General features: G+C 54.1%; 15 protein-coding genes. 14 read left to right on the forward strand and 1 reads right to left on the reverse strand.

Features of this window, described 5'->3' with window-relative positions; translation table 11 throughout:
- Window positions 1-4 precede the first annotated feature (4 nt).
- The 8 genes from rhaM to kduD all read left to right on the forward strand — a co-directional run bounded on the left by rhaM (window position 5) and on the right by kduD (window position 7,984).
- Window positions 5-358 carry an L-rhamnose mutarotase gene (rhaM, locus tag AR456_RS19990; RefSeq protein WP_021819373.1) on the forward strand — a complete coding sequence of 118 codons (354 nt, stop codon included), beginning with the start codon at window positions 5-7 and terminating at the stop codon, window positions 356-358.
- Window positions 349-1,263: an amidohydrolase family protein gene (locus AR456_RS19995; RefSeq protein WP_021819374.1), complete on the forward strand. Its 915-nt coding sequence runs from the start codon at window positions 349-351 to the stop codon at window positions 1,261-1,263. The genes rhaM and AR456_RS19995 overlap by 10 nt, the downstream gene beginning before the upstream one ends.
- Entirely contained in the window at window positions 1,260-2,045 is a 786-nt protein-coding gene (locus AR456_RS20000; protein WP_269465163.1) for an SDR family NAD(P)-dependent oxidoreductase, read from the forward strand. Before AR456_RS19995 ends, AR456_RS20000 begins: the two co-directional genes overlap by 4 nt.
- A gap of 10 nt (window positions 2,046-2,055) precedes the next feature.
- Complete coding sequence (locus AR456_RS20005) at window positions 2,056-2,853, forward strand: HpcH/HpaI aldolase family protein (RefSeq protein ID WP_021819376.1); 798 nt, start codon at window positions 2,056-2,058, stop codon at window positions 2,851-2,853.
- Between the two features lie 60 nt (window positions 2,854-2,913).
- A complete protein-coding gene (gene aldA, locus AR456_RS20010) occupies window positions 2,914-4,353 on the forward strand; it encodes an aldehyde dehydrogenase (protein WP_021819377.1) in 1,440 nt (479 codons plus the stop codon).
- Between the two features lie 98 nt (window positions 4,354-4,451).
- Window positions 4,452-5,981: a purine-cytosine permease family protein gene (locus AR456_RS20015; RefSeq protein ID WP_021819378.1), complete on the forward strand. Its 1,530-nt coding sequence runs from the start codon at window positions 4,452-4,454 to the stop codon at window positions 5,979-5,981.
- Window positions 5,982-6,370: 389 nt separating this feature from the next.
- The gene (kduI, locus tag AR456_RS20020; protein WP_021819379.1) at window positions 6,371-7,207 is read left to right on the forward strand and encodes a 5-dehydro-4-deoxy-D-glucuronate isomerase; all 837 of its coding nucleotides are present in this window, start codon (window positions 6,371-6,373) and stop codon (window positions 7,205-7,207) included.
- A 90-nt stretch (window positions 7,208-7,297) separates the two neighbouring features.
- Window positions 7,298-7,984: a 2-dehydro-3-deoxy-D-gluconate 5-dehydrogenase KduD gene (gene kduD, locus AR456_RS20025; protein WP_021819380.1), complete on the forward strand. Its 687-nt coding sequence runs from the start codon at window positions 7,298-7,300 to the stop codon at window positions 7,982-7,984.
- 90 nt (window positions 7,985-8,074) lie between these two features.
- Here kduD and kdgR read toward each other — a convergent pair whose 3' ends face one another.
- On the reverse strand, window positions 8,075-8,884 hold the full coding sequence (gene kdgR, locus AR456_RS20030; RefSeq protein WP_021819381.1) for a DNA-binding transcriptional regulator KdgR: 810 nt from the start codon (window positions 8,882-8,884) through the stop codon (window positions 8,075-8,077).
- A 234-nt stretch (window positions 8,885-9,118) separates the two neighbouring features.
- Between kdgR and AR456_RS20035 the strand changes: the two genes are divergently transcribed.
- The 6 genes from AR456_RS20035 (at window position 9,119) to AR456_RS20060 (ending at window position 14,899) form a co-directional block, all read left to right on the forward strand.
- On the forward strand, window positions 9,119-9,862 hold the full coding sequence (locus AR456_RS20035) for an oligogalacturonate-specific porin KdgM family protein (RefSeq protein WP_021819382.1): 744 nt from the start codon (window positions 9,119-9,121) through the stop codon (window positions 9,860-9,862).
- 52 nt (window positions 9,863-9,914) lie between these two features.
- Complete coding sequence (locus AR456_RS20040) at window positions 9,915-10,406, forward strand: TRAP transporter small permease (RefSeq protein WP_021819383.1); 492 nt, start codon at window positions 9,915-9,917, stop codon at window positions 10,404-10,406.
- Window positions 10,403-11,698, forward strand: coding sequence for a TRAP transporter large permease (locus AR456_RS20045; RefSeq protein ID WP_021819384.1), 1,296 nt, complete (start codon window positions 10,403-10,405; stop codon window positions 11,696-11,698). The genes AR456_RS20040 and AR456_RS20045 overlap by 4 nt, the downstream gene beginning before the upstream one ends.
- Before the next feature lie 53 nt (window positions 11,699-11,751).
- Window positions 11,752-12,891 (forward strand): beta-galactosidase BglB, encoded by a 1,140-nt coding sequence (gene bglB / locus AR456_RS20050; RefSeq protein WP_021819385.1) that lies wholly within the window; start codon window positions 11,752-11,754, stop codon window positions 12,889-12,891.
- A 64-nt stretch (window positions 12,892-12,955) separates the two neighbouring features.
- Complete coding sequence (locus AR456_RS20055) at window positions 12,956-13,960, forward strand: TRAP transporter substrate-binding protein (RefSeq protein WP_021819386.1); 1,005 nt, start codon at window positions 12,956-12,958, stop codon at window positions 13,958-13,960.
- Between the two features lie 90 nt (window positions 13,961-14,050).
- Window positions 14,051-14,899 carry a sugar phosphate isomerase/epimerase family protein gene (locus AR456_RS20060; RefSeq protein ID WP_021819387.1) on the forward strand — a complete coding sequence of 283 codons (849 nt, stop codon included), beginning with the start codon at window positions 14,051-14,053 and terminating at the stop codon, window positions 14,897-14,899.
- Window positions 14,900-14,925 lie beyond the last annotated feature (26 nt).

The following is a 14,925-nucleotide window of genomic DNA, read 5'->3' on the forward strand; positions in this document are numbered from 1 at the left end:
CAAGATGCCGATTCGCGCCTTTCGCATGACACTTCACCCCGGCCAACAGCAGGAGTACCGCAGGCGTCATGACGCCATCTGGCCCGAGCTGGATGCTGCCCTGCGCGAGGCAGGAATCGAGGACTACCGCATCTTCCTCGACCCGCAATCGCATCACCTGTTTGCCATCATGACACTGACCGACAACCACAGTGTCGATCAGCTACCCGCGCTGCCGATCATGCAGCGCTGGTGGGATTACATGGCCGATATCATGGACACCCAGACCGACAACTCCCCCACGGAAATCGGACTGGAGGAAGTGTTCTCTCTCACACATGAAGACACCTCAGCCGGGGAGAACACGCCATGCAAGTGATCGACTCCCACGTGCACTTCTGGGATCTAGGCCTGGGCAACCAGCCATGGCTGCTGAACCCACAGCCCAACCTGCTCGGCGACTATTCACCAATGGCCTGCGATTACGGCCCCGACGCGCTGCGCTCGGAAAGCCGAATGTCTGTTGCTGGACAGGCCATTGAGCTGGTTGGCGCCGTGCATATCGAGGCTGATGCTGTCGATCCGATCAAGGAAACTCGCTGGCTGGCTGGTCTCGACGACCCGTTGCCATCGGCACTGGTGGTTGGTGTTGATCTCTCTCAAGCCGATGCTGTCGAGCAGTTGGAGACGCAACTGACCTTGAGTGACCGAGTACGCGGCATCCGTCAGATCCTCAATGTCCATGCGAACCCGCTATTCGACTATGTGGGTCGCCACTACATGAGCGAGTCGACCTGGCGTGACAACTTCCGTCATCTAGCGCGCCTCGGTCTGTCCTTTGACCTGCAGATCTATCCCTCTCAAATGGCGCAAGCGGCGGAACTGGCTGATGCCAACCCCGAAGTACAGTTCCTGCTCAACCATGCTGGCATGTATGTCGATCGCCAGGGAGTCGCTGGATGGCGTGCCTGGCGCGATGGCATGCGCGAGCTGGCCGCCCGCGACAACGTCGCCACCAAACTGAGTGGCTTCGGCATGCTCGACCACCAATGGACCGCCGGTAGCATTCGGCCACTGATTCTGGAAGCGATCGATGCCTTCGGTGTGGAGCGCTGCCTGTTTGCCTCCAATTTTCCGGTCGACAGCCTTTATGCCAGCTACGACGACACCTGGCGTGCCTATGCCGAGATTGTTGCCGAGGCCTCGGCAACCGAGAAGCAGGCGCTGTTTGTCGATAATGCGCAACGTCTTTACCGCCTCTCACTGGCGACACCCACTTCATGAAGGAGGAGCTTATGCTGCTCAACGACAAGACCGTCATCATCACCGGCGCGTCACGTGGCATTGGTCGCGCGGCCGCCGTCGAATGCGCTCGCCAGGGCGCCAACGTGGTCATCGGCTACAGCGGTAGTGACAGTAGCCGTCCACTGGTCGACAAGCTGATTCAGGAAATTCGTGAGCTGGGCCGCGATGCCAGTGCTGTAGGCGCACCCGCCGGAGACCCGGAAACCGGTGACAAGCTGGTCGAGTCCGCGGTGTCAAATTTCGGCAGTGTCGACGTATTCGTCAACAACGCGGGCATCTGTCCGTTCCACAGCTTTCTCGATATGCCGCGCGAGACCTATCTGGAAACCGTCAACACCAACCTCAACGGTGCCTACTTCGCCGTTCAGGCAGCAGCCAACCGCATGAAGGATCAGGGCAACGGCGGCGCCATCATTGCGGTGAGTTCGATCAGCGCGCTGGTGGGGGGGGCGATGCAGACCCACTACACCCCGACCAAAGCGGGCGTGCTGTCCCTGATGCAATCCTGCGCCGTTGCGCTGGGCCCTTACGGCATCCGCTGCAATGCCTTGCTGCCCGGCACTATCGAAACCGATATCAACAAGGACGACCTCGCTGACCAGCAGAAGCGCGACTACATGATCGGTCGCACGCCGCTGGGACGGCTGGGACGCCCGGAAGATATGGCCGGTCCTATCGTCTTCCTCGCCTCCGATATGGCGGCCTATGTGACCGGCGCATCACTGCTGGTCGATGGCGGCATGTTCGTCAGCCTGCAATAGGAGTGTGGTCATGGAACTTCCAGTAAATCCGTTCAAGGCATCACTCAATGGCACTACGCGTTACGGCTGCTGGGCAGGATTCGGCACCGCCTATGCCGCTGAGATTCTCGCCACTACCGGCTTCGACTGGCTACTGATCGATGGCGAGCATGCGCCCAACCCCGTGCCCTCGATTCTTGCTCAGTTGCAGGCTGTCGCCGCCTACTCCAGCGCGCCGGTGGTACGAGCCGTCAATCACGACCCAGCGCTGATCAAGCAATTGCTGGATATCGGCACCCAGACCTTGATGATCCCGATGGTCGATACCGCCGAACAGGCAGAAGCGCTGGTGCGGGCTACACGCTTCCCACCCCATGGCTTTCGTGGTGTCGGTGGCGGCCTGACACGGGCGACGCGCTGGGATGCGGTTCCTGACTATATCCAGACCGCCCATCAAGAGCTGACGCTGATCGCTCAAGTCGAGTCACGGCAAGCCATCGACAATGTCGAAGCGATCGCCGCCACAGACGGCATCGATGCGGTGTTCGTCGGCCCCGCCGATCTGTCCACCGGCGTCGGCCATGTCGGCAACCCAGGTCACGAAGATGTGCAGGCCATGATCCGCCATGCCCTCAAGGCCACCAAGGACGCAGGCAAGGCCGCCGGAATCCTTGCTCCCGCCGAGGAAGACGCCAAACGCTACGCGGAGTGGGGGTTCGACTTCATCGCCGTGGGCATCGATATCAGCCTGCTGCGCCAGGCCGCGATGCAGACCATCGCCCGCTACAAGGCTGACGCACCGCAAGCCAACAGTTCACGAACCTACTGAAGCCAGGCTCAAAGATCATTGCTCGACAGCACGCCACTGCCAAAACAACGGAAACTCAAAATGGCCAACGAAGTCACTACCTATCAGAACTACATCAACGGCTCCTTCGTCTCGGCACAGGAGCATATCGACGTTCGCAACCCAGCCAACGGAGAGTTGCTGTCGCGAATTCCCGAGTCCAGTCCCGACGATGTAGAACGTGCACTGCATGCTGCTCGTGAGGCACAGAAGCCCTGGGCGCGGCTGCCCGCGGTAGAGCGTGCCGCCTTCCTGAACACGCTGGCAGACAGGATCCGCAGTCAAGCCAGCGCTCTGGCTCGTGTCATCAGCGCGGAACAGGGCAAGATTTCCGGGCTGGCCGAGGTCGAGGTCAACTTCACCGCCGACTATCTCGACTACATGGCCGGATGGGCACGGCGCATCGAGGGCGAGATCATCGAGAGTGATCGCCCCCGCGAGAACATCTTCCTGTTCCGCAAGCCGTTGGGGGTAGTGGCGGGCATCCTGCCGTGGAACTTTCCGTTCTTCCTGATCGCCCGCAAGATGGCCCCCGCGCTGGTGACCGGCAACACCATTGTCATCAAGCCGAGTGAGGAAACCCCCAACAACTGCTTCGAATTCACCCGTTTGCTCGACCAGATCGGTCTCCCTGCAGGGGTGTTCAATGTCGTCAGTGGCAGTGGCGCCAGTACCGGTAATGCACTGACCGCCAGCCCGATCGTCGATATGGTCAGCTTTACCGGTAGCGTCGAGACCGGTTCCGCGATCATGCGCAATGCCGCTGATCACATCACCAAGGTCAATCTGGAGCTGGGCGGCAAGGCACCGGCTATCGTCCTTGACGATGCCGACCTCGACCTCGCCGTACAGGCCATTCGTGGCTCACGCATCATCAACACCGGCCAGGTCTGCAACTGCGCCGAGCGTGTCTACGTACAGCGCGGTGTTGCCGAACAGTTTGCCGACCGAATCGGCCAGGCCATGGCGTCGACCACGTACGGTGACCCTCTGGCACAACCGGATATCGAAATGGGGCCGTTGATCAACCAGGCAGGCCTCGACAAGGTTGCTGCGATGGTGGAACGCGCCAATCAAGCTGGCGCGCAGTTGGTCACAGGTGGTGGGGTCGCAGACCTGGGCCAGGGCTTCCACTACAAGCCCACGGTGCTGACCGGCTGCCAAAGCGACATGGAAATCATGCGTAAGGAAATCTTTGGGCCGGTACTGCCGATCCAGATCGTCGATGACCTCGATGAGGCCCTCGCTATGGCCAACGATTCGGACTACGGCCTGACCTCCTCCGTTTATACCCGCGATCTTTCCAGTGCCATGCACGCGTGCCGCGAGCTCGACTTCGGCGAAACCTACGTCAACCGCGAGAACTTCGAGGCGATGCAAGGCTTCCATGCCGGAACCCGCAAGTCAGGCATCGGCGGCGCCGATGGCAAGCATGGTCTGTACGAGTACACCCGTACACACGTGGTTTACCTCGAGATCTAGTGCTGAAGGCCACTCCTGACAACAAGGGAGGCTCCGGAAAGGTCGACGAAGACAATCTCCAGCAACACAGATTCCAATAAAACAGGAAGTCACACGCCATGGGTGCCACTCCTCAGCAACAAGCCCAAGCACAAGCGAACACCGGCGCTGCAGGCGGTGAATACGAGCGCCAGCCTGTGCCTGGCCACGCCCGTTTAGGGTTCAAGAGCTTTCTCGGCATGTATGCCGGTGAGCATACTGCCGGTACCGAATTGATGATCGGGCCGCTGTTCGTGTTGGCAGGGGTCTCGGCATTCGACGTCGTCGTCGGCCTGCTGATCGGCAACGCTCTGGCAGTATTGAGCTGGCTGACGCTCACTGCTCCGATTGGCACCCGCGCGCGACTGACGCTCTATTACCAGCTGGAAAAGATCGCCGGTCGCTATACGGTGATCCTCTATAACCTCGCCAATGGTCTGGCCTTCTGCTTTCTGGCGGGAGCGATGATCACCGTGTCGGCAACCGCAGTGGGAGTCTGGTTCGGGTTTCCGCTGCCGACACTCTCCGACCTGATGCCCAACAGCCTCGGCTGGGTGCTCAGTGTCATTGGCGTAGGACTGGTGATTACCTTCGTGGCGGCTTATGGTTACCGCTTCGTCGCCTGGTTCGCCAATATCGCTGCGCCGTGGATGGTATTGATTTTCCTCGGCTTCGGTATTGTCTCGCTCAAGTGGTTCATCGACGCCACCGGATCAGATATCGGCTCCCCCGGCGACCTCTGGGCACTGGCGGAATCGGCCATCTGGACCGGTGTCAGTGTACCTGGGCAACCGCAGTTCAGTATCTGGCATGTCATCTTCTTCGCCTGGTTCGCCAATATGGCCATGCATATCGGCATGTCGGACCTGTCAGTGCTGCGCTTCGCACGCAGGAGCTGGTACAGCATTGCTGCCGCTGCGGGTATGTACGTCGGACACTTCATGGCATGGCTGGCGGCATCCATGCTGTTTGCCTTCCAGATGTATGACAGTGGATTGACCAGCAACGCCGCGGTGATGGCTGCTGCCGAGGCCGGAACCATTCCAGATCCCCTGCCAGGCCCGCTGGCAAATCAAGCACTGGGGGTTGCCGGGTTGATCTGTGTGATCATTGCCGGTTGGACCACTGCCAACCCGACCATCTACCGAGCGGGTCTCGCCTTTCAAGCTGTCATTCCGCATGTCTCTCGTTTCAAGGTCACCATCGGCACCGGCCTGCTGACCACTTTTGTCGCCATGTTTCCTGGTGTAGCGATGCAATTACTGGGCTTCGTGGCGCTGTATGGGCTGCTGTTGATGCCTATCGGCGCGGTCATTGTCCTCGACTTCTGGGTACTACCGAAGCTGGGGCTACACAGCTTCCATGCTGAATACGCAGGAAAAAGGCTCACCCTGCCTGTGCTGGGCACCTGGCTGATCACTTTGGCAATCTGCCTTGCATTGGTGAAGTTCGCCAACATCGAGATCTTTTTTGTCGCCCTGCCAGGTTGGTTCATTGCCGGAGTTCTTTTTATCGCATTGAGTTTCATCGCACAGCGGCAACAGCAGGGTGATTACTCGGTCACCACGCCTGTCGACATGGTCATGAAACCTACAGAAAATCGAGAGTAACCACTATGCGAATCATGCTTCAATTGATCTCGATATCAATGCTTATACTAACGGTAGTGCTGCCCACTCTCTATCTATTTGATGGCATAAATGAGGCATCAATGAAATGGGGAATGCTGGTAGTTACTATCGTCTGGTTCATTGCGACCCCATTATGGATGGGCCGAAGTCCCAGCACCCATCCGAAGTGAAATAAGGCAACACTTTAGACGAGTAAAATCGAGTGAATTTCTACATTAAAAACTGTAATTCACTCTAACAAACCCTTTCTTGATACGACTAAAGAATAATGCCAAATATTACGGTATTTATCTTGATAGATACCTTAGCAACTGATATTTTTTGAACCATTGTTTCATTTTTTACGGCACTAGGGTTCGGGAGAATATATGGAAGTTCGTCAAGCCATTCATAGCGAGCACGCAAAGACCCTGGATACCCAAGGGCTACGTGACCAATTCCTGATTCAGGACCTTTTCATCAAGAACGAGATGAACCTGGTTTACAGTCATATCGACCGCAATATCATCGGTGGTGTGCTACCCGTGGATCAGGTAGTCATCGTTCCGGACTCAATGAACCAACACACAGGCACCGAGTACTTCCTTGAGCGCCGAGAGCTGGGCACGATCAATGTCGGTGGGCCCGGTAGCGTGACAGTGGATGACACTAGATATGACATCGGTACTCATGAAGCGCTGTATATCGGTAAGGAAAGTCGCAGTATCCAGTTCGAGAGTAGTGATCCGACCAACCCTGCCGCGTTCTACTTCAGCTGTGTTCCCGCTCACCAGGTGTATCCAACCCGCAAGGTCACACTGGACGAGGCTTCACCGCAGACCCTCGGAGATACAAGCACCAGCAACCGACGCACTATCTACAAGTATCTGGTGCCGGATGTGCTGCCAACCTGCCAGCTACTGATGGGAATGACTCGCCTCGAAGAAGGCAGTCTATGGAACACCATGCCCTGCCATCTCCATGATCGACGGATGGAGGCATATTTCTACTTTGATATGGCGGACGACAGTCTGGTTTTCCACATGATGGGCGAGCCACAGGAAACTCGACATCTGGTGGTAAGGAACCGTGAGGCAGTCCTTTCTCCCAGTTGGTCATTGCATTCTGGTGTTGGCACAGGAAGCTACACATTCATCTGGGCAATGGCGGGCGAGAATCAGACATTCTCGGATATGGATCACATTGATATGGCAGATCTACGCTGAATACCGGAGGTTATCGTGTATCCGCAACTTTTTGACCTAACGGGAAAAACCGCCATCGTTACTGGTTGTAATACAGGACTTGGCCAGGCTATGGCCATAGGGATGGCCAGCGCAGGATGCGATATCGTCGCCGTCAATCGCCGCTCCGCGGAAGAGACCCAGCAACAGATTGAGGCGCTGGGCAGAAAGTTCCTGGCGATAGAGGCGGACCTGACGTCCACCGATCCCGTTGACAATATCCTGGCGCGGACCGAAGCCCAATGTGGCGGCGCCGATATTCTGGTCAACAATGCGGGGATAATCCGCCGCGAGGATTCACTGTCGTTTACCGAGCAGGATTGGGACGATGTCATGGGCGTCAACCTCAAGAGTCTGTTCTTTCTCTCCCAGGGTTTCGCACGCTCCTGCATCGATAACCAGCGCCCGGGAAAGATCATCAATATCGCCTCGATGCTTTCATTCCAGGGGGGCATTCGGGTGCCTTCCTACACCGCGTCAAAGAGTGGTGTGCTGGGCCTGACTCGGCTGATGGCGAATGAATGGGCGTCGCAGAACATCAACGTGAATGCCATTGCACCAGGCTACATGGCAACCAATAACACCGAAGCGCTACGTAACGATCCACAACGTAGTCAGGAAATATTGGGCCGTATTCCTACCGGACGCTGGGGAAATCCCCAGGACCTGAGTGGCGCCGCCATTTTCCTGGCTTCTTCGGCATCGGACTATGTCAATGGACATACTCTCGCCGTTGATGGTGGCTGGCTAGCCAGGTAAGTGTGATGAAGCAGACTCGGTAGAAAAGTGCGGTGAAGAAATCCTTGCAGGAGCGCTCGTCACCGCTCCTGCAAGTTCCGCGAAAAAGGATCAGAGAGTTTCAGAAGCACTGGAGAAGCCATAGCCATGAAATCCGAGTCCATGCGATATGCGTTTTCCAGCGTCATGCAGCAACCGCTCGTACTCGGCACGCTTTTCTTCATTATAGCGAACCACCGGAAACGAGAGACTGAGTGCTGCGATGGCTTGACCGAAACGATCAAAAACCGGAGCTGACAAGCAACGCACACCAAGTTCAGCTTCCTCACGATCCTCGGAAATGCCTCGCTCGCGTATGGAAGGAAGCTCCTCCATAACGGCATTCACGCTGATCAAGGTGTGCTCCGTATGGGCAACGAAATCGACCGACGACAGGATATTCCGGGCATCTTCCGGCTCCATCCACGCAAGCAAGGTCTTGCCGATGGCCGTCGAATAGACAGGATTACGGCGCCCGATCCTCGATTGCATGCACAAGTTGAAGTGGGAATCGAACTTATGAATATAAATTATGTTTCTCTGATCCTCATCCAGAGACCCCAGGTGAATAGCCTCATGGGTGAGATCGGACAGCTTTCTCATTTCGACATTAGCCACATCAATCAAGTCAACACTTCCCAGTGCAGAGGACCCAATCTCGAAAAGCTTCAGCGTCAAAGTATACTTTTCTGTATCAGAATCCTGACGTACATAGCCCAACTCTTTCATCGTTTGGAGAAATCGATATGCAGTGCTTTTCGACATGAATGTTCGTTGCGACAGCTCAGACAGGCCGACCTCACCCTGCTCAGCCAAGCCTTCGAGGACAGAAAACACTTTCATAACGGCAGCCACATTATCGGGCTTCTGCGCCACTGACATATACAACCCTCCGTTTCATTAAAATTGGAATGCTGGTCTAAATCTATCTCAAACAAAGGTGATTTTCCATATACAACTCATAATCGAGTAGAAAAGGTGATGGCCAAAACACAGATGAACCAATGTTTCATTTTTAACGAAACATGGCCACATTTATAGCGAAAGTTCAACATCAATCTAACCAGGCAAAACCGAGAAAGCATTAAAAACACAACACAAAAAATGGAGAACATGATGAAAACTACAAGAAACATTGGAAGCGTTCTACTCGCTAGTTCGGCAATTCTCGCTATCTCCGCTTCTGGATCAGCGCTCGCAGCGGAAAACCAACTTACGTTCAAGCTGGAAACGACCACCAATGATCACGCCTTGACACTACCCAAGATTGCCTATACGAGAAGATTTGAAGACAGCTCATCATTGATGCTGGAAAAATCATGGTATTGGCAGGACGAGTATCACGACAGCGGGTGGCCAAAGCATGATGAAGCCTTTGTCAACTACTCACTCCCGACCTTCAAATTCGGCAATGCAGAGGCCTGGTCTCTTACGCCACAGCTTGGAGCAAAGTTTCGTTCAAACAATACTCGTGCTCTTGCTGCCTTGAGGCTTGGTTATCATGGAGAAGGTTGGAGCCTGGCCGGACGTTATCGGTATGAACAGGAGACCAACAACAGCACAACAGATGAAAAAAGTAGTGTTGGTCGAGTTGATATCTACGCCCACTACTCCATCAATGATCAATGGAGCCTGTTGTACAACCCTCACTATCACTTCAAACAAGAAAGTGACTCCCCCGATTTTGGTACCGGTGATCGTGACTATATAGAGAATGAATTCATCGCATTCTACAAATTAAGTGATGAACACACATTATTTGGTGGATATATACAACGAGACAGAAACAGCGACGATGCCGGCGTTGACCCTGGACAGCGAAATAGCTCCTGGCTCCTCGGTTACACGATGAAATTCTGATAGAAAAAGCCAGTTTGGCTATATGCTTAGCACTTGCCACCCGGGAGTCCCCATGAACATGATACGCGCTCTGCTTGATCGCAGCCTCCAGGTATTCTGTTGCATATTATTTGTATGCATGGTGGGGGTGGCAAGTTGGCAGGTAATTACCAGATATATCTTGAACAGCCCCAGCACCATGTCGGAAGCCCTACTGAGGTTCCTTCTTATATGGCTATCAATGATGGCTATTGCCTACGTCTCGGGGAAAAGAGGGCACGTTAGCCTGACACTTCTTGGTGACCATTTGACAGGAAGTATCAAAAAGCTCCTGGATATATCCATAGAAGCAATATTTATTGTGTTTGCTTTATCCGTATTCATCTATGGCGGCATACAGGCAACCGCAAACACCATGAGCCAGACGTACCCAATGCTACAGATACCCAAAGCATTTATTTACGTATCTCTGCCTGTCGCCGGCACAATAATCACCATTTACTGCATTCTCAACTGCATCTCCTTGTACAGAAATATCGCCATTAAAGGAGTTGACGAGCAATGATGGATGCCGGATACATACTTATAATATCTTTTTTCCTGCTGCTGGTAGTCGGAGTTCCGATAGGCATTTGTATTGCCGCATCATCAGCACTCACTATTCTTTTGGCGCTACCCGCTGACATTGCCATCTTCACTACTGCGCAGAAGATGGTAGCTAGTCTGGATAGCTTCACCTTGCTGGCCGTGCCCTTCTTCATACTTTCCGGAGTTCTGATGAACAATGGCGGTATAGCGCTAAGGCTCGTTAATTTTGCCAAACTATTCAGTGGCAAGGTTCCCGGCTCCATCGCCCATACCAATATTGTCGGCAATATGATGTTCGGCGCGGTTTCCGGTTCTGCGATAGCCGCATCGACGTCGATCGGTGGCGTCATGGTGCCCATGGGCGTCAAGGAAGGCTACAGCCGTCCATTTTCAGCGGCGGCCAACATTGCCTCAGCGCCAACCGGCATGCTTATTCCCCCGACCACGGCCTTCATTCTCTATGCTCTAGCAAGTGGCGGAACCTCGATATCGGCGCTCTTCGCGGGAGGCTTGATAGCGGGATGTCTATGGGGGTTCGGTTGCATCCTCGTGGTCTACATCGTCGCTAGATCAAGAGGTTACACCTCAAAAGTAGACCTGAAGCCTGGTTCGACACGCCGGGTGACGCTTGAGGCACTGCCGAGTCTGCTACTGATCATCATCATTGTCGGCGGCATTGTTGCCGGTATTTTCACTGCCGTCGAAGCCTCTGCGATATCCGTTATCTACACCATGTTCTTGACCATGGTCTTGTACAAGACCATTGGCTTGATGTCGTTTCTGGCATCGCTGCGCAGGGCCACGGAGACAACCGGTGTGATCATGTTCCTGCTTGCGGCCTCCTCGGCGATGTCTTTTGCGATGTCGATAACCGGGCTGCCTGCAGAAATCAGCTCACTGATTCTTGGCGTCTCCGAAAACCCGATCGCCATATTACTGATCATCACGCTGGTACTGCTGGTTGTTGGCTGCTTCATGGATATCGGACCGGCGATATTGATCTTTACGCCAATTTTCCTGCCCATCACCAATGCCATCGGCGTCGACCCTATTCACTTCGGGATCATCATGGTCTTCAACCTGTGCATCGGTACCATCACTCCTCCGGTCGGCACTGGGCTATTCATTGGTGCCGGAATTGCCAGGGAAAAGGTCGAAAGGCTGATTCTTCCTCTGCTGCCTTTCTATGCCGTCATCATATTCATTCTGTTACTGATCACCTATGTGCCCAGCATCACCTTGTTCCTGCCCAAGGCGCTGGGTTTGTAAATCCATAGGTTGTTATGGATTCCCATAAAATCATCAAATAAATGGAGCACCAGATGAAAGTATTCAGCGTCAAACACAGCCCGCTACTCCGTCAGGATGAAAGAGCCATTTCCAGAGATGGAGTCATGGAGTTGATCGATAAATGCATCGACAACCTGATCAATATCGAGGACAAGACAGGGGAGTTTCTTCTGCACCTTGATGACGGACGTACGATTGATACCAAAGGCTGGGCTGGCTGGGAGTGGACCCATGGCATCGGCCTGTACGGCATCTATAAGTATCACCAGCAGACTGGCGAACCTGACGCGGTCGAGATCATCGATAACTGGTTCAAGGATCGCTTCTCAGCTCCGCTGGCGACCAAGAACGTCAATACCGTCTGTCCCTTCCTGACTCTGGCCTATCGCTATGAAGAGACGGGCCGCAAGGACTGGCTGCCCTACCTGGAAGCCTGGGCTGAATGGGTCATGCACGACATGCCGCGTACCACTGGAGGTGGCTTGCAGCATATCGTCTACAACAGCGAGAACCATCAGCAGCTGTGGGATGACACGCTGATGATGAGTGTACTGCCGTTGGCAAAGATCGGCTTGCTGCTCGGCAGGCCCGAGTACGTTGAAGAGGCAAAGTATCAGTTCCTGCTGCATATCCAGTACCTGATGGATACCGAGACAGGGCTCTGGTTCCATGGCTGGACGTTCGATGGCAATCACAACTTCGCCAAGGCTCGCTGGGCACGTGGCAACAGCTGGCTGACGATTGTCATTCCCGAGTTCCTCGAATTGCTCGACCTTCCCGAAAATGACGCATTCCGTCGCCATCTTATCCATGTGCTTGAGGCTCAGGTTGAAGCCCTGGCGCGCTGGCAGGACGAATCTGGCCTTTGGCATACGCTACTCGATGACTCTGACTCCTACCTGGAGGCATCAGCAACGGCAGGCTTCGCTTACGGCATCCTCAAAGGCACCAGAATGCGTTACCTGAGCAATGACTACCAGCAAGTCGCGGAGAAGGCGGTGATGGGGGTGATTGCCAATATCAATCCTGAGGGAGAGTTGGAAAAGGTATCTTTTGGTACTGCAATGGGCGACGACTTGAATTACTACAGAAACATCCCCCTTACTTCAATGCCTTATGGGCAATCCATGGCCATTCTTTGTCTCTCCGAATATCTAAGAACGTATCTATAGATAGAACGCAAGAAGAGCACGCCATCCTTGGCAATAAAGACATGACAATAAGGAAGACAACAACATGAAAAACTCTGTGAAGATTTCAGCTATCACCACCGCAGTCATCGTGTCATCCATGCTGGTATCGCCCTTGGCAATGGCGGCCGATGTCAACTTGAGACTTGCCTACGCCCAGAACTCCCAGCCAGTAAAAGATGCATTGGCAAGGTTTGGAGAGTTGGTTGAAGAAAAGACCGACGGGTCCGTTACCGTTACCTACTTCCCCGATAGCCAGCTTGGCGGCGAGAGCGAGCTCGTTGAGCTTCTACAGACCGGTGCCATCGACATGACCAAGGTTTCAGGCGGGTTGATGGGAAGCTTTTCGCCGCTCTACAACGTTTTTTCCATGCCATTTCTTTTCGATGATGAAGAGCATTTTCATCATGTCATGAACAACGACTCGATCATGTCCGATATCTATCAATCCACGAAAGATCAAGGTTTCGTCGGCATCGGTTGGTATGACTCCGGACAGCGAAATTTCTACTCCAACAAAGGTCCGATAGATACCGTAGATGATCTTGCAGGACAGAAGATCAGGGTTATGCAAAACCAGGCTGCGGTGGACATGATGAAGCTTCTGGGCGCGTCTCCCGTGGTGATGTCACAGGAGGAAGTCTACACAGCATTGCAACAGGGCATTCTCGACGGTGCGGAGAATAACGAATTTGCTCTTACCAGTGCACGACATGGTGAAGTTGTCGAGTACTACTCCCTCGATGGCCATACACGCGTCCCGGATATCATCTTGATCAACAACAATACTCTGGCACGCCTATCCGACGAGCAGAAGGTTGCCGTTCATGAAGCCATCAGCGAATCCACCAGGTTCCAGGTAGAAGAATGGAACGATGCTATCCAGCAGGCGCAGAAGAGCATCAGCGATGATTTCGGCGTCGCCATCAATGAGGTGGATAAATCCTCCTTCCGGGATGCGGTTGCACCGATGTACGAAGAGCTGAAGCAGCATCCTGCACAGTACGCCATTTATGAATCCATCGTAGCGGAAGGAAGCGCTGAGCAGTAAGCACACCACTATCAACATGCCGGTAGCACGAGCTATCGGCTGTCTTTTTCCCCATCAATGTTTGTTTATTTTCCAACAGGGAGAGAACCAATGGCACTTGGCATTAGAGGTCACGACTTATCTGCAACATCTCCCCACCAACTGGCATCCGAGATCGCCCAACGCGGTCTTGGCTGCCTGCAACTGGCACTCCCGAGGTCCTTCAACATTGGCACCTCGGTCGGTGAACTGACGCCGGGGCTCGCTCACAAGGTGGGCAAGGCCTTTCAGGCCAATGATGTTCAAATCGCCGTGCTGGGTTGCTACATCAATATCATCCACCCGGATATCGATATCAGAAGCGCCGAGCTGGAGCGGTTCAAGGAATATATCCGATTCTGTCGAGACTTCGGCTGCGGTGTTGTTGGCACGGAGACAGGTAACGTCAACGAAGAGATCGCCTATACCACCGACAATTTCAACGAGCAGGCCTTTCAGGCTGTTGTCGAGAGCGTCAAGTTGCTGGTTGCCGAGGCAGAAAAATATGGTGTGATCGTAGGTATCGAGCCTGGCGTCAACCATCCGATTTACTCACCTCAAACCATGCACCGACTACTTGAGGAAGTTGGCTCGAGCAACCTTCAGGTGATCTTTGACCCCACCAACCTGATCACCATAGATAACCATGAGGATCAACAGCAGATCTTCCAGCAGGCACTCGACCTCTGGGGGGAAAACATCATTGTGCTGCACGCAAAGGACTACGCGATCAATGATGGCAAGGTAGCGCAGGTCCCGCTTGGCACAGGGCTGATGGAATACACCACCATCATGCGCTACCTGAATGACCACAAGCCTGGCATCAATATCATCATGGATGAGATTGATCACAAGGATATCCCTGAGGCCAAGGCGTTCATGCAACAGTTCATGACGGCGAATTTTCTCGACGCTGATTAACTCGACTGCAGGTAGCGGTTGGCTTA

Origin of the sequence: Halomonas huangheensis (assembly GCF_001431725.1) — a bacterium.
Lineage (GTDB): Bacteria > Pseudomonadota > Gammaproteobacteria > Pseudomonadales > Halomonadaceae > Halomonas > Halomonas huangheensis.

Coding starts and splice junctions, on each gene's coding strand:
- kduI (WP_021819379.1), top strand. CDS start 6,371: ATGGAAGTTCGTCAAGCCATTCATAGCGAGCACGCAAAGACCCTGGAT.
- AR456_RS19995 (WP_021819374.1), top strand. CDS start 349: ATGCAAGTGATCGACTCCCACGTGCACTTCTGGGATCTAGGCCTGGGC.
- AR456_RS20055 (WP_021819386.1), top strand. CDS start 12,956: ATGAAAAACTCTGTGAAGATTTCAGCTATCACCACCGCAGTCATCGTG.
- AR456_RS20045 (WP_021819384.1), top strand. CDS start 10,403: ATGATGGATGCCGGATACATACTTATAATATCTTTTTTCCTGCTGCTG.
- rhaM (WP_021819373.1), top strand. CDS start 5: ATGCCGATTCGCGCCTTTCGCATGACACTTCACCCCGGCCAACAGCAG.
- AR456_RS20060 (WP_021819387.1), top strand. CDS start 14,051: ATGGCACTTGGCATTAGAGGTCACGACTTATCTGCAACATCTCCCCAC.
- bglB (WP_021819385.1), top strand. CDS start 11,752: ATGAAAGTATTCAGCGTCAAACACAGCCCGCTACTCCGTCAGGATGAA.
- aldA (WP_021819377.1), top strand. CDS start 2,914: ATGGCCAACGAAGTCACTACCTATCAGAACTACATCAACGGCTCCTTC.
- AR456_RS20035 (WP_021819382.1), top strand. CDS start 9,119: ATGAAAACTACAAGAAACATTGGAAGCGTTCTACTCGCTAGTTCGGCA.
- AR456_RS20015 (WP_021819378.1), top strand. CDS start 4,452: ATGGGTGCCACTCCTCAGCAACAAGCCCAAGCACAAGCGAACACCGGC.
- kduD (WP_021819380.1), top strand. CDS start 7,298: ATGGCCATAGGGATGGCCAGCGCAGGATGCGATATCGTCGCCGTCAAT.
- kdgR (WP_021819381.1), bottom strand. CDS start 8,884: ATGTCAGTGGCGCAGAAGCCCGATAATGTGGCTGCCGTTATGAAAGTG.
- AR456_RS20040 (WP_021819383.1), top strand. CDS start 9,915: ATGAACATGATACGCGCTCTGCTTGATCGCAGCCTCCAGGTATTCTGT.
- AR456_RS20005 (WP_021819376.1), top strand. CDS start 2,056: ATGGAACTTCCAGTAAATCCGTTCAAGGCATCACTCAATGGCACTACG.
- AR456_RS20000 (WP_269465163.1), top strand. CDS start 1,260: ATGAAGGAGGAGCTTATGCTGCTCAACGACAAGACCGTCATCATCACC.